Here is a 21,826-nt window from a genome sequence, read left to right on the forward strand (position 1 = left end):
CGGGAAAGCCGGGGCCTAGCCGCGGGCCTTTAGTCCTCCGACTGCTCGGTGGACTGCATGTCCAGGGACTCGCCGTCCGCGGCCACGGTGACCCGCACGATGTCACCGTCGCGGATCTCGCCGGCCAACAGCTTGCGGGCCAGCTTGTCGCCGATGGCCTGCTGGGTGAGCCGGCGCAGCGGGCGGGCGCCGTAGTCCGGGTCGTAGCCGCGCTCGCCCAGCCAGGTCTTGGCCTCGTCCGCCACGTCCAGCGTCAGGCGCTTGGCGGCCAGGCGCTCGGCCAGGTTAGCCAGCTGGATGTCCACGATGCCGCGCAGCAACTCCGTCGACAAGCTCTCGAACATCACCACGTCGTCCAGGCGGTTGATGAATTCCGGCTTGAAGGCCTTCTTCACCGCCGCCATGGTCTCCTCCTTCGTGCCGCCGGCACCCAGGTTGGAGGTCAGGATGATGACCGTGTTGCGGAAGTCCACCGTGCGGCCCTGGCCGTCGGTCAGGCGACCTTCGTCCAGCACCTGCAGCAGGACGTCGAAGACGTCCGGGTGGGCCTTTTCCACCTCGTCGAAGAGCACCAGCGTGTACGGGCGGCGGCGGACCGCCTCCGTGAGCTGGCCGCCGGCCTCGTGGCCGACGTATCCCGGAGGGGCACCAACCAGGCGGGAGACGGAGTGCTTCTCCCCGTACTCCGACATGTCGATGCGCACCATCGCCGAGGCATCATCGAACAGGAAGTCCGCCAGGGCCTTGGCCAGCTCGGTCTTACCGACGCCGGTCGGGCCCAGGAAGAGGAAGGAGCCGGTCGGACGGTTCGGGTCCGCGACCCCGGCGCGCGAGCGGCGCACCGCGTCCGAGACGGCCTTGACGGCCTCGGACTGGCCAACCACGCGGCGGCCCAGGATCTCTTCCATGTTCAGCAGCTTCTCGGTCTCGCCCTCGAGCATCTTCCCGGCCGGGATACCCGTCCACGCGGAGACGACCTCCGCGATGACGTCCGGGCTGACCTCCTCGGTCAGCATGGAGTTGGTCTCCGACTGGGCGTGGGCGCGGGATTCGGCGTCGGCCAGCTGCTTCTCCAGCTCCGGGATGCGCCCGTAGCGCAGCTCCGAGACCAGCTCGTAGTCGCCGTCGCGCTCGGCGATTTCCGCCTTGCGCTTGAGCTCCTCGAGCTCCTCCTTGGCCTCCTGGACCTCGTCGATAGCCTTCTTCTCGTTAGCCCAGCGGGCCTTGAGCTCGCCCAGCTTCTCCCGCTCGTCGGCCAGCTCCTGCTGGAGCTTGGCCAGGCGGTCCCGGCTGGCGGCGTCGGATTCCTTCTTCAGCGCCAGCTCTTCGATCTCCAGCCGGCGGACGACGCGCTCGAGCTCATCAATTTCCTGCGGGGAGGAGTCGATTTCCATCCGCAGGCGGGAGCCGGCCTCATCGACCAGGTCGATGGCCTTGTCCGGCAGGAAGCGGTTGGTGATATAGCGGTTGGATAGCTCCGCCGCCGAGACCAGCGCCGAGTCCTGGATGCGCACGCCGTGGTGCACCTCGTAGCGCTCCTTGAGGCCACGCAGGATGCCGATGGTGTCCTCCACCGAGGGCTCGCCCACGTAGACCTGCTGGAAGCGGCGCTCCAGGGCCGCGTCCTTCTCGATGTACTTGCGGTACTCGTCCAGGGTGGTCGCGCCGACCAGGCGCAGCTCGCCGCGGGCCAGCATGGGCTTAATCATGTTGCCCGCGTCCATCGAGCCCTCGCCCGTCGCGCCGGCGCCGACCAGGGTGTGCAGCTCATCGATGAAGGTGATGATCTGGCCCTCGGAGGCCTTAATCTCATCGAGCACCGCCTTCAGGCGCTCCTCGAACTCGCCGCGGTACTTCGCGCCGGCGACCATCGAGCCAAGGTCCAAGCTAATGAGGGTCTTGCCCTTCAACGACTCCGGCACGTCGCCGGCCACGATGCGGCGGGCCAGGCCCTCCACAATCGAGGTCTTACCGACGCCGGGCTCACCGATGAGCACCGGGTTGTTCTTGGTACGGCGAGACAGGACCTGAACCACGCGGCGGATTTCCTGATCGCGGCCGATAACCGGGTCAATCTTGCCTTCCCGGGCCCGGGCGGTCAGATCCGTGGAGTACTTCTCCAGGGCCTGGAACTGGTCCTCCGGGTTTTCGGTGTTGACCTTGGCGGCCCCGCGCACCGACGGGAACGCGCCCTTAATGGCGTCGTAGGTAGCGCCGCGGCCGGTCAACAGCTCCGCCGCGTCCGTCTTCGAGCCGGCGATGGCTGCCAGCAGCACCTCGGTCGAGACGTAGTCATCCCCTAATTCGCCCGCCAACTCCTGGGCCCGGGTCAGCACGTTGAGCGCGTCCCGGTTGAAGTTCGGGTTGGCCATGTTGGCCCCTTCGGCCTTCGGGTAACCGTCGACCAGCGCGCGGGCCTCCTGCAGTACGGTCTGCGGGTCCACGCCGGTGGCCTTCAGCACCGGGGCAGCGATGCCGTCCTGCTGGTCCAGGATGGCCGCCAGCAGGTGGGCCGGGCGAATATCCGGGTTCCCACCCGCGGAGGCGGTCTGCAGCGCCTGCTGCAGGGCCTCCTGAGTCTTCGTAGTTGGGTTGAATGAGTTCATAATCTGCTTTCTCCTTTAAGTAAATCTCCCTACCTCGGGGAGGTGATCCCACTGTAGAGGCTTCACTAGATGTAACGCAGACAAACTTGAGTATATTCCACTCAACTTTCGAAAATCTTATTTTTCTTGGCCGGGGGCCGCGCTCTGGGCTTCGTGGCTGCCTTCGTGCTCGTCCTCGCGCCAGCCACTGGGCTGCTCCTCGTCGCTGTCGCGGCGCTCGTTCTCACGGTCCGAGAACGTCGCGCGGCGCACCTTGGCCGAGCCGTCGAAGTTGGAACCCAAGGCCCCACCCATGATGCCCAGCGAGGTGGTAAACCACGCGATGTCGACGTAGTCGCGCCAGCCGACGGCCTCGCCGAGCTGCTCGGTCAGGTAGTCCGGCGGGATGACCACCACGGTCAGCGCCGCCATGCCGCAGAAAGTCAGCCCGAACATCATCAGCACGGTCGCCAGGACGGTCAGGCCCGTCGAGGCGTTATCCAGCCGCGCGCGCTGCCGGAAGGTCTGGTGGGAGACCCGGTGCCACATGCCGTTGTAGATGACCAGCCAGGTGGACAGCACCAGGATGGCAACCACGCTGACCAGGGCCAGGCGCTGGGGGCTAAGCGCGTGCGCCATCTGCCAGACCGAGCCGTAGAAGATACCGAACCCGCCGGTGGCGACCGTGACCGCCAGGCAGCTGGCCAGGGCCGTCAGCATCCGGCCGGGACGGTTGGTGCGCACCATGCCGGCGACGAAGCGGGCGCGCTGGCCGGTGACGAAGGTAGCATCGGCATGCTCGTCCGCGCCGTCAACGTGCGACGGGGAGCACTCCTCACCTGGGCCCGACCACTGGCCGCTATTGCCGAAGGCCCGGACCCGCTCGGCCAGGTTCTGGCGGCCGAGCCGGAAGCCGAAGGCCGGCAGGCTCACGATGGCGGCATCGCCGGCCTGACCGACCACCTGCGCGGCCACGGGATCGCCGTCGGCGGTCATCGGCATGTCCGTGATGTAGACGAACCGGTCCCAGCCGTAGCGGGTCCGTATCGCCTCAGCCGAGGCCGACAGCGCGATGTTGCCGGAGCCATCCGTGGGCACCGACTCCACCACCACGTCGGCATCGCTTAGTTCTTGATTGACCACTCGGGCGGGCAGGCCGTTATCGACCAGCACTCCCCATTTCGACACACGCGTCACGCACCTTTTCTCTTCATATATTCGGGGGTGCTTATTCTACGCGCGGGGTCTGGCTCGGATCGAACCCCTGGATCGACAAAGCCGCCGCGACCCCTTATCGGACTTGGGGTGCGGCGGCTGGCGGCGCGAGGTATTAGGACTTCTGCCCCACGTGGCCGATGCCTTCCTTGAGGATGGTGCCGCGCGGCGGCATCCAGCCAGCGAACTTGAAGGTGAGGTAGATGCCGACGGCAATCGCCAGCGAGATCCAGCCCAGCCCGGCGGTGAAGCCGTAAATCACGGCGATCGGGGCCACGACGGTCATGCCGATCTCGAAGGGGCCGAAGCCGACGTAGGCCATGCCGTATTCCGACAGGGTGCCGGACTCCAGCTTCGGGTCGACGATCTTGAGGATGGCGATACCGGTGGCGACGGTGGCCGTGGCCCAGCCCCAGCCGAAGATGCCGCGCTCAATCCAGCGCTCGCCGAAGAACTCGGCCGGGAACCACAGCAGGAAGAAGGTGCAGTAGATGGTACCCAGCACGAACAGGACCAGCAGCGGGACCCAGTAGCTAGCGATGGCGGCCGGCACGATGGCGGCGATACCGAAAGCGATCAGGTAGTCGGTGGCAGCACCGGAGACCATGGAGATGGCCTCGCGGTCCAGGTAATCGTTAGCACCCACGGCGTTCATGATGGCGCGGATGATAAGGCCCACCACCATGGACATGGCGAACAGCGGGATGGAGACGTTCTCCCAGACCGAGGAGATAGCCGAGTTGATGAGGTAGGCAATCATGACGGTCAGAACGATGAAGCCCAGGTGCAGGGTCAGCGGCTCAATCGCGGACGGGTTGGTGGTCGCCCGCCCCAGGGACGGGCGGTCCTCGACGTTGCGGATGTAGCCGCGGCGCAGCTCCTCCGGCAGCTCCTTCGGGACGTGGGAGACCTTGCCGCGGCGGATGCCCCAGTTGCCGGCGACGACGCCGCCGATGATGGCGGCCAGCGTACCGACGGTCGCCGAGGTAAAGCCCAGCGAGGACGCGGCCTCAGCGCCAACGCCCTCCAGCGCGCCGCCGACTGCCGCGGCGGTACCGAAGCCGCCGGTGAAGCCGACCGGCAGCATCATGCCGAACCAGTTCGGGGTGTCAAAGACCGGCATGAACAGGAAGACACCCAGCAGGATGAACAGGCCCCACTGGCCCGTGAACATCATGGTGGAAAAGCCCCACATGTTGCGCGCGCCCTTGCGCATGGAACCGCCGACCTCCATGGAGTAGGCCATGGAGGCGAACACGACGGCGATCAGCAGGGAGGTGTAATCGCCCAGCGCGTCGGAGAAATTGATCCAGCCCAGCAGCTCGGGGCCCAGAATCAGGCCCAGCAGGCCGGCCGTAATCGGGGCGGGCAGCAGCAGGTCCTGGAAAATGAACTTGACCTTGTGACGCAGGACGTTGCCGATCACCATGAGCAACGAAATCCAGCCCACGTCCAACATCAGGGAATAAGCAGAAAACTCTTCCACCGGCTATCCTTTCACCTTCATCGTGAATTGCCGCTGCCCACCGTGGGCCGCGGCCGCTCCCCACGGGGCGCCGGCCTGTGAATTTGCCGTGGAACCGCTGTCACCGCGGCACGCCAAATTCCAAATAGCTGACTTTTGGGGGAGTTCTGACCGTGAACACATTACTTGCTTACGGGTGATATACAACATACCGGGGTGTTTTATTAGGGCGCCATTACCCCCGAATAAAAAGGGCCAATCCTCGGCAAACGGTTAGACTAGCTGGTATGTATTCAGCTGAAGTTGTGGTCATCGGCGCCGGTCAGGCCGGCCTCGCGTCCGCTCAGCAGCTCAAGCGGCGCGGCGTGTCCGCCATCGTCCTCGACGCCAACCGCGGCCCCGGCGGCGCCTGGCGCCACCGCTGGGATTCGCTCACCCTAGGTAAGGCGCACGGGATTGCCGATCTCCCCGGCCTGGCCGCCCCGGCCGGCGACGACGCCACGCCGGCTTCCCGCGTCGTCTCCGACTATTACGGCACCTACGAAGAGCACTTCGGCCTCGACGTGCGCCGCCCGGTCCGGGTGGAAAACGTGCACTACGATTCCGCCGCCCACACCTTCCACCTGGCGACCACCGCGGGCAGCTTCCAGGCGCCGGCGCTCATCAACGCCACCGGCACCTGGGACAGCCCGTTTATCCCGCACGTCCCCGGCGCGGCGGAGTTCCGGGGCTGCCAGCTGCACACCAAGGACTACACGCGCGCGGCCGATTTCGCCGGCCAGCGCACCCTCGTCGTCGGCGGCGGGCTGTCCGCCGTGCAGTTCCTGCTGGAGCTCGAAGGCGTCACGGAGACCATCTGGGCCACCCGGCGCCCGCCGGACTTCGTATCCACCGCCTTCGATGCCCGCTGGGGCCGCGCCGTCGAAGACAGCGTGCGGGCCCGCACCCACGCGGGCAAGCGCCCCGCCTCGGTCGTGTCCACCACGGGGATCCCGCCGTGGCAGGACTACCTGGACGCCGTCGACCGCGGCCTGCTGGTCTCCCGCGGCATGTTCAGCGCCATCGATGCCACCGGCGTCACCTTCTCCACTCCCCGCTCGTACGCTGCCCCGGACGTCCACGACGCGGACGCCGAGACCCGCGCCAAGGCCTGGCGCCCCTTCCCCGCCGGCACCCACGTCGAGGTCGACACAATCTTCTGGAACACCGGCTTCCGCCCGCACCTGGGCCACCTGGCGGGGCTGCGGTTGCGCAGCCCACGCGGGGGAATCGAGATGCTCGACGAGGTCACCCCGGCCGCGAACCCGCGCGCCCTGCTGGCCGGGTACGGTTCCACCGCCTCGACCGTGGGCGCCACCCGCGCCGGCCGGCTGGCCGCCAAGCGTGCGGCGGAGGTTTTGGGTAGGTTTTAGGGCCGGTTCTGCGGGGGTTCTGCGAGTTCCGATCAACTTTTGGCCCGTGGGCCCACCCCGGGAACGCAAACTTGATCGAAACTCTCGCGAGCGCGTACCTGCCGCCTAGCGATAACGCGCCCAGGACACCTCCCGGATAATGCCCGAGTGCCAGTTCCACACCCCGTTGGAGGCCATGGGCGCCGGCCGCGGCTGCGTCACCTGCTTGACTACCCGCTTGAGGTGATAGTGCACGCAGCTGCCGCTATAGCGCAGGACCGTGTACCCCGCCAGCGTGGCCTCGTTCGCCTTCCACCGGTCCCGGATGAAGGTGTCGGGCGACTCCGCGGTATGGAACTGATAGCCGTCCACCTCGATGAGCATCTTCAACTCCGGCAGGTGGAGGTCGAAGAAGTACTGTCCTACCTGCACGTTGGTATCCACCCGGTACCCGGCGTCCCGCAAGGCCCGCACGAGCTTGCGCTCAAGCGGAGAATCGCTGCCGATGGAAGCCCGCCCAATAAGGCCGCACGCCCGCTTGCTGAGCCGCCGGCCGGCGATGTGCTGCTCCAGCACGCTCTTCGCCTTCCTCCCCCGGTACGCCTGCTCCAGCAGCTCGACGGCCTCTTCGTCAGTGCAGTAGTCGATCGTTAGGGCAGGTATATGCACCCGCGCCCCTTCCACCTGGAGTGCCGCCAGCCGCTGGGTCCGGTAGCCGGACACGTAGGCAGATCGCGGGAGCTTGCGCGGGGCGGCCAAGTGCAGCGGGAAGCTAAGCGGCTGACCCAGATAAATCTCGCGCGCGGTCGGCCCGGTGGCCACCGCCTGGGGCCAGCGTCGCATGGCTATCGCCAGCAGCTCCCCCGGCGTCGGCTCCCGCGTCAGGTACAGCCCCTTGGCAATCTTGACGTAGACCCCGGCCGCCGCGCGCCGCCACAGCGTCTTGGCATCCACGCCGGACACGACGATGTCGTCCATAAAGTATTCCCCCCTGCGCTACAGGCTAGCAGCGGAGAGCGCTTCGCCGGGGCGGGCGAGATTCTCGCCGGGGTACACGAGAGTTCCGATCAATTTTTCGCCGCCCGAGCGCGCCGGCAAGCAGAAACTTGCCCGGAACTCCCGCCAAGGCCGACGCCAAACCCAAACCCTTCCCTTTTGTTGACGCGTCCACTATAATGGCGGGCATGAAAGCCTTCGGATTCTTAAGCTTCGGACACTACGCATTCGGCAACCAGCGCGGACCCTCGGCCAGCAAGGTCGCCCGCATCCACCTCAACCTCGCCCAGGCTGCGGACGAGCTGGGCGTGAACAACGCCTCCTTCCGCGTGCACCACTTCGTGCCCCAGGCCTCCGCCCCGATGCCCCTGCTGGGCGCGGTGGCCGGCAGCACCAAGCACATCGAGGTGGGCACCGGCGTTATCGACATGCGCTACGAAAACCCGCTCTACTTGGCCGAGGAGGCCGCCGCCCTGGACCAGATCGCCGACGGACGCGTCGCGCTGGGCATCTCCCGCGGCGCGCCGGAGGTCGCCGAGCGCGGCTGGGAGGCCTTCGGCTACCGCTCGCAGGCCCCCAACGGCGCCGACCTGGCGCGGGCCAACTTCGAGCGCTTCCTGGCGGGCATCGATGGCGCGGGCATGGCCACCGCCGCGCCGCTGGACCGCCAGTACCCGAACATGTTCCAGCCGGGCTCGCAGCTGCCCGTCTTCCCGCACTCGCCGGGGCTGCGCCGCAATATCTTCTGGGGCTCGGGAACCTACCAGTCGGCGGAGCAGGCCGCCCGCGACGGAGTGAACCTGATGTCGTCCACCCTGGTCTCGGAGACCTCCGAGCACACCTTGGGAGAGATCCAGGCCGAGCAGATCCGCCGCTACCGCGCGGCCTGGGCCGCGGCCGGACACGATTGGGCCCCGCGCGTGAGCATCTCCCGATCCATCTTCCCCATCGTCGACGGCGCCGATCACCAGCTGTTCGGCATGCAGGCCACCAGCCACGACCAGGTCGGCATCCTGCCGGACACGGGCGCGTCCACCTTCGGCCGTACCTACGCGGCGGAGCCGGACAAGCTCATCGCCCAGCTACGCGAGGACCCGGCCATCGAGGCCGCCGATACCCTGCTGCTGACCATCCCGACCGCCATGGGCCTGGAGACCAACGTGAAGATCCTGGAGAACTTCGCGAAGCACGTCGCACCGGAGCTGGGCTGGCAGCCCAACACGGAAGGCCCGGTCACCGGCTACGAAATCTAGCCCGCCCGCATCGACCGGCCGCGCCGAGCCAGTAGACTAAGGGACATGAATTCGCGTGTGGAGACCTACGGGTTAGCGGCTGCGTTTTCCCTGGAGGAAGCCGCGGAGCTCATCGAAGCCGGCCACCCGGACGCCGAGCGCCTCCACCGCGCGCTGCACGAGAACCTGTTTGTCGACGTGGTCGAGTCGCGCCAGGTCTTTGCCTGGGACCAGCACCGCGTCCACGCGGACTTCCTGCCCGCGCTGGCCTGGCTGGTGCGCGCCGTGCGCGTTGAACCGGGCGAGCTGGTCATCCCCGCCGAGGTCACGAAGCGGCTCGAGGACATGGCCCGCGCGCACCGCCGCCACGGCTTCCCCGCCGAGCTCTACTCCACGCTGGCTAGCGCCTTTGGGAAGGCGCTGCGGGATGTGGGGGCATCGACGACCATTTCGCGGCGGCTTTCCGGCGTCTTCACCCAGGTCTGCACCATTATGCGCGAGGCTCACCACGCCGCGGACGTCGCCGGCATCCCGCCGGCCTACGCGGGCCGCGTGGTGGCGGTGGACAAGCCCAACCGCGCGACTGCCATCGTGCACGTGGAAATCGGCACGGCCTTAGAATGCGCGCCCGGCCAGTCCGTGCCGGTGACTTCTTCCCTGCTGCCCGGCACCTGGCGGGAGATGACCCCGGCCACCCCGGCGGATTCGACAGGCCAGCTGGAATTCCACCTGGCCGCGGCTGGCGATGCCTCCACCTCCCTCATCCGTTCCCACCCCGGGGATTGGTGGACGCTTGGCGCCCCGGCCCAGGATTTCCCGCACGGGGCCGGCAACGCCGAAGTCCTGGTCAGCCGCAGCACCGGCTGGTCCGCGCACAAGGCCCACCTCCTGGCGTTGTGGGCCGACGTCGCTGCGGGCAAGGTGCCCGAACCCGCGCGCATCGATGTCATTCGGCTGGCCGAAAGCCCCGGCGCCTTCTACGACACCCATTTCCAGGAAAACTTCGCCGCGCTGGCGCCCTGGGTGCGCTTCCACCACCTGGCGGAAAGCCCGCGGGATCCGTGGCTGTTAAGCCCGGCGGATCCGGCGCAATCGCTGAACGTCGAGGTTACCGACGACCCGGCGGCGGCCATCACCGCCATCGCCGGCGGGCGGCCCACCCACGTGGTCGGCCCGGGGATTACGCAGCTAGCCGGCCGCGTGGCGGCGCAGGCCGCGGACTGGCAGCCGGCCGGTTTTCAGGCCTAGCCGACTACGGCTTTTAGGTCCGCGACTCCAGCACCGGCAGGGAACGACGCATGTCCGCGACCTCGTCGGCGTCGATATCGGCGTAGATGATCTCTTCCTCATAGCCGGCCTCGGCGAGGCGCCGGCCCTGCGGGTCCACAATGACCGAGTGGCCGATGCCCGTGGGCCCGGAGGGGTTGCCCGCCTCGTCGTTGCCGCCCGGGCGGGCCTGGCCGGCCGCGCACAGGTAGCTGGTCGAGTCCAGCGCGCGGGCCGCAGACAACAGGCGCCACTGCTCGAGCTTGCCCGGGCCGTCGGCCCAGCTGGTGGGCACGACGATGAGCTGCGCGCCGCGCTGGGCTAGGGCCCGGAACTGGTCCGGGAAGCGGATGTCGAAGCAGACGGCCACGCCGACGGTCCACTCGCCCACCTCGAAGGTCACGAGGTCGACGCCGGGGCGCACGGTGTCGGATTCGCGGTAGTCGAAGGCGTCGTAGGTGTGGATCTTGGCGTAGCCGCGGTGGATATCCGGCCCGGTTATTAGCGCGGTGTTGTAGACGCGGTTGATGGTCTTGTCGCCCTTGACGTAGCTGTCGGCGGGGCTGAACATGCCCGCTACCACGGTGACGCCGAGCTCGGTGGCGAGCGCGTGCAGGCGCTGAGCAAATTCACCATCTAGGTCTTGGGCGCCCTCGTCGAGACGACCCGTGGCAAAGGCCTGCATGGTCGCTTCCGGAAGGACCACCAACTGCGCGCCTTCCGCCGCCGCTTTGCGTATCTGACCTTCGGCTTTGGCGAGGTTCTCCGCCCAGTCAGGGCCCGTGGTTACCTGGACTGCTGCAATCTTCATGGTCTCCACAGTAGGGGGATATCCGCCCGGTTGCGAGAAAAATTCTGGCACTAGATCCGTGACAGCCCTAGCGCCCGCGGCGCAAAGGGGCCCAGACTAAAGGCATGAACCAGTTAACTATTAGTAGCTCTGCCCGTGAATTAGTACGCCAGCAATTAGCCACCACCTACCCCTACCCGGCGGCGGAGACCACCCCGCACCTAGGGCGCTACGGCGCCCGGACGGCGGCGGCCCTCCACCGCGCGCACGCCGCCTGGAGCGCCCGCACCACCGGCTGGGAGGCGCGCCGGAGGGCGCAATTAGCCGACCTGTCCTACTTCCTCGACCACGTGGCCGACACCGATGAGACACTGTCCGCCGCCTTCGAGAGAGGGCAGCACCGATGACGACCTCGCTCGCCCTGCGCCAGGCCGCCGGGACCCTAGACGCGGCCAGCGGAACGCTCGCCGGCCGCTCTGCACTACTTACCCATGATGGGGCCGCGCTATTGTGGGCTGGACTAAGCGGCGACGCACCGCTGGTGGCCAGCCAAAACCTGCGGCACTACGCCCGGCAGCTCGAGCCCGAAGCACAGCAGATGCGACTGGCGGCCGGGCTCCTGGAGGCCTACGCGGAGCTCCATGCTCGCCTCGAAGACTTGGAAGGCCGCGCCGTCCTAGCGCTGGGCGGGACCGCGGCCACGCCGCTGCTGCTGGCCCTGCGCGGCATCGGCGACGGGCTGGACTGGGCGTGCGCGCGCAGCATCGACGCGCTGTGCACGGGCACGCTGCCGGAGCCGCCGCAGCGGCTGGGCGATTTCGAGGACCTGAGCGTCGATGCCATCCACGAGCTCAACCTGGTGACCTCCTCCGAATTCGTCCAAGAACTGGCCCGGGCCAACCCGGATATCCGGCTCCTGGAGGTCTCGAAAGGCCGGATGGTGGCGATTGTCCCGCCGCCCGGGGAGCCGGTATCCACCGAGCCGGCCAGTGTTACCGCCTTCATCGAGGGGGTCGGCTCGGCCGAGCCGGAGAAATGGCAACGCACCATCGACAGGACGCGCCAGATAGCCCAGGCCACGGGCGGGACGGCCGTCGCGTGGGCCGGTTACGCCGCCCCTCCCGGCCTCGCGCACGGGGTCCACGCGGAGCCCGCCCAGCGCGCCGGCCGCGACCTGGCCCGCTTCCAGCGCTCACTGCGGCAGCGTTACCCGGACGCGCGGCATACGGTGGTCGGCTACTCCTACGGCAGCGTCGTCGCCGGCTCCGCCGCCACCCAGCCGGAAGGCCTGGCGGCGGACGACCTGGTCCTGCTGGGCAGCCCCGGCGCGGTGGCCGAAAACGCGCAGGACTACCGCCTGCACGGCCACAACCCGCAGGTGCACGCGCTCACGGCGAAAGGGGATCCGATCGACGCGGTCGCCTCACCGTGGGGCGGGATCCACGGTCCCGATCCCACCAGCCGCGGTTTCGGGGCCCGGCCCTGGCCCGAGCCGGTGTACGGCGATCACGGCGCGTATTTCTCGGATCCCCGGTTCTTCGCCCACCTCGGCGACATCGCGCGAGGTAAGACAGGAGGTGCTTAGAACAGGCCCGTCGGCTTCTCGGAGTAGGACACGAGCATGTTCTTGGTCTCCTGGTAGTGGTCCAGCATCATCAGGTGGTTCTCGCGACCCAGGCCGGACTCCTTGTAACCGCCGAAGGCAGCGTGCGCCGGGTAGTTGTGGTACTGGTTAATCCACACACGACCAGCCTGGATGGCGCGGCCAGCGCGGTAGCAGATGTTCTGGCTGCGCGACCACACGCCGGAGCCCAGGCCGAAGTTGGTGTCGTTGGCGATCTGGATGGCTTCGTCGAAGTCCTTGAAGGTCGCCACGGACAGCACCGGGCCGAAGATCTCCTCTTGGAAGATCCGCATGTCGTTGGTGCCCTTGAAGACAGTCGGCTCGATGTAGTAACCGTTTTCCAGGCCGTCGAGCTGGTTGACGTTTCCGCCGATGAGCGTCTCGGCGCCCTCTTCCGGGCCGATTTTCAGGTACTCGGTGATCTTGTCCATCTGCTCCTGGGAGGCCTGCGCGCCCATCATGGTCTCGGTGTCGAGCGGGTGTCCGATCTTGATCTTCTTCACGCGCTCGATGGCCAGCTCCAGGAACTTGTCCGCGATGTCCTCGTGGACCAGCGCGCGCGACGGGCAGGTGCAGACCTCACCCTGGTTCAGGGCAAACATGACGAAGCCCTCGACGCACTTTTCCAGGTAGGAGTCGTCCTCGTCCATGATGTCCGGGAAGAAGATCGACGGGGACTTGCCGCCGAGCTCCAGGGTGACCGGGATGACCTTGTCCGCGGCGGTCTTGTTGATGATCTTGCCGACCGGGGTGGAGCCGGTAAACGCAATCTTGGCGATCCGGTCGGAGCCGGACAGCGCGGCGCCGGCCTCGTCGCCTAGGCCGTTGACCACGTTGAGCACGCCCTCCGGCAGGAGGTCGCCGATAAGATCGAGCAGGAAGAGGATGGAGGCCGGGGTCTGCTCGGCGGGCTTGAGGACAATGCAGTTGCCGGTGGCCAGGGCCGGGGCGATCTTCCACGCGGCCATCAGGAGCGGGAAGTTCCACGGGATGATCTGGCCCACGACGCCGAGCGGCTCGTGGAAGTGGTAGGCCACGGTGTTCTCGTCCAGCTGGGAGATGCCGCCCTCCTGGGCGCGGATGGCGCCGGCGAAGTAGCGGAAGTGGTCCACGGCCAGCGGGATATCCGCGGCGAGGGTCTCGCGCACGGCCTTGCCGTTTTCCCAGGTCTCGGCGACGGCGATCTTTTCGAGGTTCTCCTCGATGCGATCGGCGATGCGCAGCAGCACGAGGCTGCGCTTGGCCGGGGAGGTCTTGCCCCAGGTCTCGAAGGCCTTCTCGGCGGCATCGATAGCCAGGTTGATGTCCGCTTCCTTACCGCGGGCGACCTGGCAGAAGACCTCGCCGGTCACCGGCGTGATGTTGTCCATGTACTCGCCATCGACCGGCGGGACCCACTGCCCGCCGATGTAGTTGTCATAGCGCTCGCGGAAGTTGGCGATTGCGTCCGGAGTACCGGGGTTTGCGTACTGCGTCATGGTGTGGAGTCCTTCAACTGGTAGTCGGCATGGAGTGTGGTTTATGTGAAGACCTTCGCACCAAGCTCTACTTAGTGAGCCCAGTCACGAAATCTTGCACGCCATCATATCCAGTCGGCCCGGCTGCCGCTAGGGGGTGATCCTTTCCTGCTACGAACTACCAGTTGGGACAAGCAAAAATCCCTGCCCCCGGAGTCGGGGAACAGGGATTGACTTGGCCGCGCACAACGCACACGGCGCGGCCTAAACAACACGCAAACGTAGGCGCTTAGGCCGGGCGGTGCTTGCCGCCGCGGCGCGGGGACCACATGACCACGGAGGTCGAGCGCGGCACGTGGACCAGCTCGCCGCGCTGCGGCTGGTTTCCGCGCTTTTGTAATTCGGCGCGCAGCTGCGCGACCTCGTTTTCCAATTCGTCGCGCTCGGCGGCCAGCTTGTCCCGTTCCTCGGTGAGCTCGATGATCGCCTTGATGCCGGCCAGGTTGACCCCGTCCTCCTGGGACAGGTTCTGGATCTTGCGCAGCATCGAGATGTCGCGGTCCGAGTAGCGGCGGCCGCCGCCGCTGGTGCGGGCCGGGGTGACCAGCCCGAGACGGTCATAGGTACGCAACGTCTGGGCGTGCATACCGGACAGTTCTGCTGCCACGGAGATGACGTACATGCTAGAAAACTCGCTCATAGCTTTTCACCTCCTAGTTCCGTGTGGTGTCCCCGGCCCATCCGGCGCGGGGGTTGAACCCGGAGTCCTTCTCGGCCTGGGCGTAGGAGCGCAGCGCGCTGGAGGCGGCGGCGTCCAGGTTGTTGGGAACCTTGACCTGGACGGTGACCAGCAGGTCGCCGGACTTGCCGCCCCGGGTCGGGATACCCCGGTTGCGTACGCGCAGCGTCCGGCCGTCCGGCGTGCCCGCCGGGACCTTGACGCGCACCGGGCTATCCAGGGTCGGCACCGTAATGGTGTCGCCCAACGCTAGCTCCGCGAAGGAGACCGGGACGGTGATTTCCAGGTCGTCGCCCTTGCGGGTAAAAACCGGGTCGGATTTCACGTGCACGGAAACGAACAGGTCGCCGGCCGGGGTGCCGTTGGGCCCGGCTTCGCCCTGGCCCGCCAGGCGCACCTTCTGGCCGTCAATAACGCCGGCCGGGATGCGCACGGTAATAGAGCGGGTGCGGTGGACGGTACCGGTGCCGTTGCAGGTCTCGCACGGATCCGTGACGGTCTGCCCGGTGCTGCCACAGTTCTGGCAGGGCGCGGAGAACCCGAAGCTACCGCGGTTTTCCGAGGTAAAGCCCGTGCCGTTGCACTTCGTGCAGGTGGTGGTGTGGCCGGTCTTCGAGCCCGAGCCGTGGCAGGTGGTGCACGGGGCCTCGCCGCTGAGCTGCAGCGGGATGGTGCTGCCCTTGGCGGCCTCGCGGAATTCGAGGGTTATTTCCGTTTCGACGTCCGCCCCGCGCGTCGGCCGAGCTGTGTGGCCAGCACCACCGCCGCGGTTGAAAACGCCACTGAAGATATCCCCAAAACCACCGCCTCCAGTTTGTCCAGAGTTCCCGAAGAGGTCGGAGAGGTCGAAGTCTTGCGCCCCGTGCGTTTGGCGAAACCCGCCGGGAAATCCGGCGCCTCCTGCCCGGCCGAAGCCGCCGCCCCTGCGCAGCATGGCCTTAAAATCGTCGTACTCCTTGCGTTCCTTCTCATCGGAGAGGACGTCGTACGCCTCGGCGGCTTTCTTAAACTTCTCCAGCGCCTCCGGATTGTCCGGGTTGGCGTCCGGGTGGTTTTCCCGGGCTAGCTTGCGGTAGGCGTGCTTAATCTCGCTAGCGCTCGCGGACGAGGAGACCCCCAGATCCGCGTAATAATCTTTGTCTGCCCATTCTGGTTTAGCGCTCACTGGGCATCTCCTCCTTTCGAGGTGAAATAGTGTTTCTCAGCCTCGCTATATGTTTACTAAAAATTTTATCTAAGACTAAATAAAAGGGGCGCCGAGGATAACCTCCCCCGACGCCACCATTAGGAACTAGCTCTGCTCGGACCCGTGCGAGTCCGCGCCGCCTTCCGCCTCATCCGCGGATGCGGACGAATCACTGGGGTCGGCGATGATGACCATCGCGTTGCGTACCAGCCGGTCGCCGACGCGGTAGCCGCGTCGCAAGACGGTGCCCAGCACCTTCTCGTCACCGCTGGAGAGATCCTGAACTGCTTCGTGGATCTCCGGGTCGAAGGCGTCGCCCTCTTCGCCGAAGGCGGCGAGCTTTTGGCCCTGCAGCACGTTGTTGAGCTTGTCGGCCATCGACTTCAGCGGGCCTTCCTCCAAGTCCCCGTGCTGGCGGGCCAGCTCGAGGTCGTCGAGGATGGGCAGCAGCTGGGCGATGACCTGGGCCTTGGCGTTGTCAATAACGCCCTGGCGCTCACGCTCGGTCCGGCGGCGGTAATTGGTGTACTCCGCGTTCAGACGCTGCAGGTCCTCGGTGCGCTCGGCCAGCTGTGCCTCGAGGTTCGGCTCGGCGGCCGCCTCCGGGTCGACGTCGCCCTCGACGTCGTCCAGGGCCTCGTCCACATCTGCCTCGAGCGTGGGATCCAGCACGGCCTCTTCGGCGGCGTCCGCTTCCGCGTCGGCCTGGGCGTCCGCGGCTTCGGCCGACTGGGCATCGGCAGCCTCGGCGGCAGCTTCCTCAGCACGGTCCGCCGAGGTAGCCTCCGGATCGGTGTTGTCCGGGTCGCCGGGGTTATCCGGCATTCCGTTGAACTGAGTCATTACTTGTCGCCATCCTTGTTGTCGGTGTTGTCGGTGTCCTCGTCCACGACCTCAGCGTCGACGACGTTCGGATCTCCCTGGGCGCCAGCGTCACCAGCCTGGCCTTCCTGGCCAGCCTCGGCAGCCTGTGCCTCGTAGATCTCCTTGCCCATCTCCTGGGAGACGGTGGACAGCTTCTCCACGGCGGACTTAATAGCCTCGATGTCGTCGCCCTTGAGGGCCTCGTCGACGGCGTCGGCAGCCTCGGTCACCTTGGTCTTGGACTCTTCGGAGACCTTGTCGGAGTTCTCGTCCAGGAACTTGCGGGTCTGGTAGGAGGTGGATTCCGCGTTGTTGCGGGTCTCCTGCTCCTCGCGGCGCTTCTTGTCCTCTTCGGCGTGCTGCTCGGCGTCCTTGACCATGCGGTCAATCTCCTCCTGGGACAGGCCGGAACCATCCTGAATCTTGATGGTGTTTTCCTTGCCGGTGCCCTTGTCCTTGGCGGACACGGAGACGATGCCGTTGGCGTCGATGTCGAAGGTGACCTCAATCTGCGGAACGCCACGCGGTGCCGGAGCGATGCCGCCCAGCTCGAAGGAACCCAGCAGCTTGTTGGCGGAAGCCATCTCGCGCTCACCCTGGAAGACCTGGATCTGGACGGAAGGCTGGTTGTCTTCCGCGGTGGTGAAGGTCTCGGACTTCTTGGTCGGGATGGTGGTGTTGCGCTCGATGAGCTTGGTCATCACGCCACCCTTGGTCTCAATACCCAGGGACAGCGGGGTGACGTCCAGCAGGAGGACGTCCTTCACCTCGCCACGCAGGACGCCGGCCTGCAGGGCAGCGCCCACGGCGACGACCTCGTCCGGGTTAACGCCCTTGTTCGGCTCGCGGCCGGTCAGTTCCTTGACCAGGTCAGACACGGCCGGCATACGGGTGGAGCCACCAACCAGGACGACGTGGTCGATATCGCCGACGGACATGTCAGCGTCCTTGATGACCTGGTTGAACGGAGCCTTGGTGCGGTCCAGCAGATCCTGGGTGATCTTCTGGAACTCGGTGCGGGTCAGGGTCTCGTCCAGGAACAGCGGGTTCTTGTCAGCATCCACCGTAATGTACGGCAGGTTGATGTTGGCCTGCTGGGAAGCGGACAGCTCAATCTTGGCCTTCTCCGCGGCCTCGCGCAGACGCTGCAGAGCCATCTTGTCCTTGGTCAGGTCGATGCCCTGGGCGCTCTTGAACTTCTCGACCAGCCAGTCAACGATGCGCTGGTCCCAGTCGTCGCCGCCCAGCGAGTTGTCACCGGCGGTGGCCATGACCTCGACGACGCCGTCGCCGATTTCCAGCAGGGAGACGTCGAAGGTGCCGCCGCCCAGGTCGAAGACCAGGATGGTCTGCTCCTGCTCGCCCTTCTCCAGGCCGTAAGCCAGTGCAGCCGCGGTCGGCTCGTTGACAATACGCAGGACGTTCAGGCCTGCAATCTGGCCGGCCTCCTTGGTGGCCTGGCGCTGTGCGTCCTCGAAGTAAGCCGGCACGGTGATGACCGCGTCGGTGACATCCTCGCCCAGGTAGGATTCCGCGTCGCGCTTCAGCTTCATCAGCGTGCGGGCGGAGATCTCCTGCGGGGTGTACTTCTTGTCATCAATGTCGACGGTCCAGTCGGTGCCGATGTGGCGCTTGACGGAGCGAATGGTGCGGTCGACGTTGGTCACCGCCTGGTTCTTAGCGGACTGGCCGACCAGGATTTCCCCGTTCTTGGCGAAAGCCACGACGGACGGGGTGGTGCGGGAGCCTTCCGAGTTAGCGATAACGGTGGCCTCGCCACCTTCCAGTACGGAAACCACCGAGTTAGTGGTACCGAGGTCAATACCTACTGCGCGTCCCATAGTTCTTTACTCCTTCTAAGTGTTTGTTTCTCGTAAGTTGATTGCCTGTGGCTCAACTTCTGATGAGTACGTCAGCCACTCTAACAGAAGTTTGCTCCAAGTTGTTCCAAACCTGAGTGCTGGCCACTCAATCTACACAACGCACCACCCGTCAAAGTTGTTCCCACTCGACTCAACTTTTTAAAAATTTCCCGTTTTCCCAGCTCAGAGCACGTCGTCCACCTTCGGTTCCGCGAGCGTGTCCGAAAGTTACCTCCAACAAGTATCCGAAAGAGGATAGGCAGCAGGCCCAAAACTCGGCAGACTGTAAAGCACAGCAGCCGGGAACGGTCGCAACAGCAACGGGACTGGCTGGTTTTTCGACCACCCCGGGCTGCTCCTACTCGAGAGACTCAGATTCTTATACACCGAAAGGAACTTTCATGTTCGACTTCCTGACCGACCTCAGCTCCGCCATCGACTTCGAGCAGCTCATCAAGGGCATCTCCGGCCTGATCGACAGCTCTTCCGAGGGCTCCGAGGGCGAGGGCCTGTCCTCCGCTTTCGAGGGCCTGTCCTCCTCCGAGGACTCCGCTTCTGAGGCTGCCGAGTCCACCGAGGCTGCTTCCGAGTAAGCCTTAAACCTCCACTAAACAGAGGCACGAGACTCTTTCACTGAACTTCCCCCGCCGCCCGAGTTCGCGCCGCTCCCCAAAAGAGCGTCGCATGGGACAGACTCGGACGGCGGGGGTTCCTCTATCTTCAGCCCGGCCACGGCCCACCGGCACACCAGCGCTAACGATGCCACCTGGCCCGCACTGGCCGCCCACCCCGCCACACCAGCTCGGCCCATCCGACTCCCCATATCTCGGACGATTCCTTCACGGACTAACGTTGCATACAGAACTTTCGTCAAAACCACGCCTTGTTCCGCTCGCCAAAGGAGTCCGCATGTCGGCACTACGACCCCTGCCCGCCCTGCGCAAGCTCCGATCCGTCATGACGCTCGAGCGGGCCGCTATCTTTGTGGGCGCCTTCTGTCTAATACTCAGCCTGCTCGGAGCCACCATGGAGCCGCCGGAACTCCAACTGGTCTCCGTAGTATTGGGAATCGCGCTGAGCTGCGCGACCGTGGGGGCCTACCGCTACCCCCTAGCCATGACGGCACTCTTCCTCATCGTCTGGATGGGCGCCTCGCTCAGCACGCACAACACGTATCTCAGCTGTGTTTTCATCGTTCCGGTCCTAGTCGCCATCGTGGCCTACCACGGGCGGGTGTGGCTCACCGCGGGCGCCGGGCTCACGATGTGGGTCGCCGGGCTCATCGATCCGGTCTCAGACCAAACCACCGTCAACCTCCCTACGGCTGCTACCTGGGGTATGTACGTCAGCCTGGGCATCGTCATCGGCAGCGCTTACGGACACTCGGCGCGGCGCTACAAATCGGCCATGGTGGAATGGGACCGCGACGTCCGGAGGCGGCAGAACGATCTCGCCGAAATGCTGCACAATTCGGCCGTGTCCAGCATGACGGTCAACACCATGCAACTGGAGGCCTTGAGCTTGGAGTACGCCAAGGACCCCAAGCTGGCCGAGCGCCTCGACGAGCTCAGCGACTCCATGCGCGCGACCATGTCGGAGATCCGCGCCTTGACTAGCGTGCTGCGCAGCTCCAACGACGATCCCCAGTCGGCCCTCGGCATCGGCGACAAGACCGGCAAGAAGCCCACCACGTTCGCGAAGCTGCTGACCGAAGAAGCCGCCCGACTCCAAAAACTAAACCGGCATCCAAATACGACGATCATGCTGGACGACTTCGATCCCAGCTTCAGCCAGGACGTCCTCGACGCGGTCTCCGCCATCGTCAACGAGGCGTGCATCAACGCCGTCAAATACTCCCCGCCCGGCGCAGAGATTAGCCTGACCGTCCGGCCCTATCTGGGATGGATCAGCCTGACGATTTCCAACCCGATCGCTACGTCCCGGGTGGCTGACAACGCCATGTCTTCGGGCATCGGCCAGGCGTCCATGCACCGGATCGCCACCACTATCGACGCCAAGCTCAGCAGCGCGGAAGACGACGGCAACTGGGAGGTCACGTTGTCTCTTCCACCACATAGCTATACACGTCGGTGATCTCACATAACCTTGGCGGCTATCATTGAGCTAAGTTATGCTAACGCTTGCTATCATCTCGAACACTCTCTAGAGACATCCCTGGAAAGGACCCCAATGAACGCTCTCGCAGGTTTCCTCGCACCGTTGCTCCTCTCTTCGCAGCTGATCGGCGGCGCCCCCGCCCTTGGCTCCCAGGACGCACCGGTTACCGTCGCTCCGTACGAGTCCCTCGCCGAAAAGGCCTTCGGCTGCCCGTCCCCGTTTTGCCCGGGTCGGTAATTAACCTCCTGGTCGTCGACGACGACCCGCTGGTACTCGAAGCGCTAGGACACTACTTCGCTAGCGCGGACGACATGAAGGTGGGCGCTACCGCCGAAAATGGAAAAGCCGCCCTTGCTCTGCTCGGGGAGCAAGATTTTGACGTCATCGTGGCAGATATTCACATGCCGGAAATGGACGGCACGACGCTGCTGCGCAAGGTCGGGGAGATGGACAATCCCCCGGTCTTTATCGCGATGACCGCCATGGACAATGACGACACCCTCTTGGACGTCATGTCCCACAAGGCGGCCGCCTATATCCTGAAGAGCTCGAAGCCCGCCTATATTTTGGAAACGGTGCGCGAAGCCGTGAAGGGCGGCACGGTGGTCACGCCGCAGTCGCTGACCCGCCTGGTTGAGCACCTTCCGGAGCTACAGAACACCACCACTATGCGGCCGACGGCGGCGCTCGACAATCACGATGTTCCCCCGGCGCAGCTGCGGGTACTGGAGCTGCTGTGCGAGGGCCAGTCGAACGCGGAGATCGCGGCATCGACGGGCTACGCCGACGGCACGATTAAGAAATACATCTCTTACCTACTGGCCGAATTCCAGGCCAAGTCCCGTCTTGATCTCGCCATCAAGGCGCTCAAAGCCGGCTACGGCCAGTAAAGCTGCCCAGCCCCGACCTACCCCCTAGGTCGGAACTTCCTGGGGAAACAAATCAACCTTTCTACCCCCATCGGGCAATTTCGCCTACCCACTAGCGTCAGTTGTGTGGGTCTCTTATAATGACCGCAATAGCAAGCAGTATTACA

General features: G+C 65.7%; 19 protein-coding genes. 9 read left to right on the forward strand and 10 right to left on the reverse strand.

Annotation, left to right across the window (positions count from 1 at the left end; translation table 11 throughout):
• Window positions 1-29: 29 nt before the first annotated feature.
• From clpB to VVS03_RS05635, 3 genes are all read right to left on the reverse strand, one after another.
• The gene (gene clpB / locus VVS03_RS05625) at window positions 30-2,606 is read right to left on the reverse strand and encodes an ATP-dependent chaperone ClpB (protein WP_368519938.1); all 2,577 of its coding nucleotides are present in this window, start codon (window positions 2,604-2,606) and stop codon (window positions 30-32) included.
• Window positions 2,607-2,723: 117 nt separating this feature from the next.
• Window positions 2,724-3,773: a hypothetical protein gene (locus VVS03_RS05630; RefSeq protein ID WP_368521286.1), complete on the reverse strand. Its 1,050-nt coding sequence runs from the start codon at window positions 3,771-3,773 to the stop codon at window positions 2,724-2,726.
• A 142-nt stretch (window positions 3,774-3,915) separates the two neighbouring features.
• Window positions 3,916-5,286 carry a sodium/glutamate symporter gene (locus tag VVS03_RS05635; protein WP_368519940.1) on the reverse strand — a complete coding sequence of 457 codons (1,371 nt, stop codon included), beginning with the start codon at window positions 5,284-5,286 and terminating at the stop codon, window positions 3,916-3,918.
• 266 nt (window positions 5,287-5,552) lie between these two features.
• On the opposite strand from VVS03_RS05635, the gene VVS03_RS05640 reads away from it, so the two are divergent.
• Window positions 5,553-6,677 (forward strand): NAD(P)-binding domain-containing protein, encoded by a 1,125-nt coding sequence (locus VVS03_RS05640; RefSeq protein WP_368519941.1) that lies wholly within the window; start codon window positions 5,553-5,555, stop codon window positions 6,675-6,677.
• Window positions 6,678-6,782: 105 nt separating this feature from the next.
• Here the strand turns inward: VVS03_RS05640 and VVS03_RS05645 are convergent, their stop codons facing one another.
• Entirely contained in the window at window positions 6,783-7,634 is an 852-nt protein-coding gene (locus VVS03_RS05645; protein WP_368521287.1) for an endonuclease domain-containing protein, read from the reverse strand.
• Between the two features lie 206 nt (window positions 7,635-7,840).
• On the opposite strand from VVS03_RS05645, the gene VVS03_RS05650 reads away from it, so the two are divergent.
• Window positions 7,841-8,905: an LLM class flavin-dependent oxidoreductase gene (locus VVS03_RS05650; protein ID WP_368519943.1), complete on the forward strand. Its 1,065-nt coding sequence runs from the start codon at window positions 7,841-7,843 to the stop codon at window positions 8,903-8,905.
• Window positions 8,906-8,950: 45 nt separating this feature from the next.
• Window positions 8,951-10,132: a 2-polyprenylphenol hydroxylase gene (locus tag VVS03_RS05655; RefSeq protein WP_368519944.1), complete on the forward strand. Its 1,182-nt coding sequence runs from the start codon at window positions 8,951-8,953 to the stop codon at window positions 10,130-10,132.
• A 13-nt stretch (window positions 10,133-10,145) separates the two neighbouring features.
• Here VVS03_RS05655 and VVS03_RS05660 read toward each other — a convergent pair whose 3' ends face one another.
• Entirely contained in the window at window positions 10,146-10,961 is an 816-nt protein-coding gene (locus VVS03_RS05660; protein WP_368521288.1) for a carbon-nitrogen hydrolase family protein, read from the reverse strand.
• Window positions 10,962-11,065: 104 nt separating this feature from the next.
• Here VVS03_RS05660 and VVS03_RS05665 point away from each other — a divergent pair, with 104 nt between their 5' ends.
• Window positions 11,066-11,347, forward strand: coding sequence for a hypothetical protein (locus tag VVS03_RS05665; protein WP_368519946.1), 282 nt, complete (start codon window positions 11,066-11,068; stop codon window positions 11,345-11,347).
• The gene (locus tag VVS03_RS05670) at window positions 11,344-12,525 is read left to right on the forward strand and encodes an alpha/beta hydrolase (RefSeq protein WP_368521289.1); all 1,182 of its coding nucleotides are present in this window, start codon (window positions 11,344-11,346) and stop codon (window positions 12,523-12,525) included. The genes VVS03_RS05665 and VVS03_RS05670 overlap by 4 nt, the downstream gene beginning before the upstream one ends.
• Here the strand turns inward: VVS03_RS05670 and VVS03_RS05675 are convergent.
• The 5 genes from VVS03_RS05675 to dnaK all read right to left on the reverse strand — a co-directional run bounded on the left by VVS03_RS05675 (window position 12,522) and on the right by dnaK (window position 18,651).
• Window positions 12,522-14,042 (reverse strand): aldehyde dehydrogenase family protein, encoded by a 1,521-nt coding sequence (locus tag VVS03_RS05675; RefSeq protein WP_368519948.1) that lies wholly within the window; start codon window positions 14,040-14,042, stop codon window positions 12,522-12,524. The genes VVS03_RS05670 and VVS03_RS05675 overlap by 4 nt on opposite strands.
• A 268-nt stretch (window positions 14,043-14,310) precedes the next feature.
• Window positions 14,311-14,721, reverse strand: coding sequence for a heat shock protein transcriptional repressor HspR (locus VVS03_RS05680; RefSeq protein ID WP_368519949.1), 411 nt, complete (start codon window positions 14,719-14,721; stop codon window positions 14,311-14,313).
• A gap of 13 nt (window positions 14,722-14,734) precedes the next feature.
• Window positions 14,735-15,925, reverse strand: a complete 1,191-nt coding sequence (gene dnaJ / locus VVS03_RS05685; protein ID WP_368534188.1) for a molecular chaperone DnaJ — start codon at window positions 15,923-15,925, stop codon at window positions 14,735-14,737.
• A 126-nt stretch (window positions 15,926-16,051) separates the two neighbouring features.
• A complete protein-coding gene (gene grpE / locus VVS03_RS05690; RefSeq protein WP_368534187.1) occupies window positions 16,052-16,789 on the reverse strand; it encodes a nucleotide exchange factor GrpE in 738 nt (245 codons plus the stop codon).
• Entirely contained in the window at window positions 16,789-18,651 is a 1,863-nt protein-coding gene (gene dnaK, locus VVS03_RS05695; protein WP_368534186.1) for a molecular chaperone DnaK, read from the reverse strand. Before dnaK ends, grpE begins: the two co-directional genes overlap by 1 nt.
• 422 nt (window positions 18,652-19,073) lie before the next feature.
• Between dnaK and VVS03_RS05700 the strand changes: the two genes are divergently transcribed.
• From VVS03_RS05700 to VVS03_RS05715, 4 genes are all read left to right on the forward strand, one after another.
• Window positions 19,074-19,265 (forward strand): hypothetical protein, encoded by a 192-nt coding sequence (locus tag VVS03_RS05700; protein WP_368519953.1) that lies wholly within the window; start codon window positions 19,074-19,076, stop codon window positions 19,263-19,265.
• A gap of 316 nt (window positions 19,266-19,581) precedes the next feature.
• Window positions 19,582-20,766 (forward strand): sensor histidine kinase, encoded by a 1,185-nt coding sequence (locus VVS03_RS05705; RefSeq protein WP_368534185.1) that lies wholly within the window; start codon window positions 19,582-19,584, stop codon window positions 20,764-20,766.
• A gap of 96 nt (window positions 20,767-20,862) precedes the next feature.
• Window positions 20,863-21,027 carry a hypothetical protein gene (locus tag VVS03_RS05710; RefSeq protein ID WP_368534184.1) on the forward strand — a complete coding sequence of 55 codons (165 nt, stop codon included), beginning with the start codon at window positions 20,863-20,865 and terminating at the stop codon, window positions 21,025-21,027.
• A complete protein-coding gene (locus tag VVS03_RS05715) occupies window positions 21,012-21,680 on the forward strand; it encodes a response regulator (RefSeq protein ID WP_368519955.1) in 669 nt (222 codons plus the stop codon). The genes VVS03_RS05710 and VVS03_RS05715 overlap by 16 nt, the downstream gene beginning before the upstream one ends.
• Window positions 21,681-21,826: the final 146 nt, after the last annotated feature.

The organism is Corynebacterium sp. LK2537 (genome assembly GCF_040946485.1).
Classification (GTDB): Bacteria; Actinomycetota; Actinomycetes; order Mycobacteriales; family Mycobacteriaceae; genus Corynebacterium.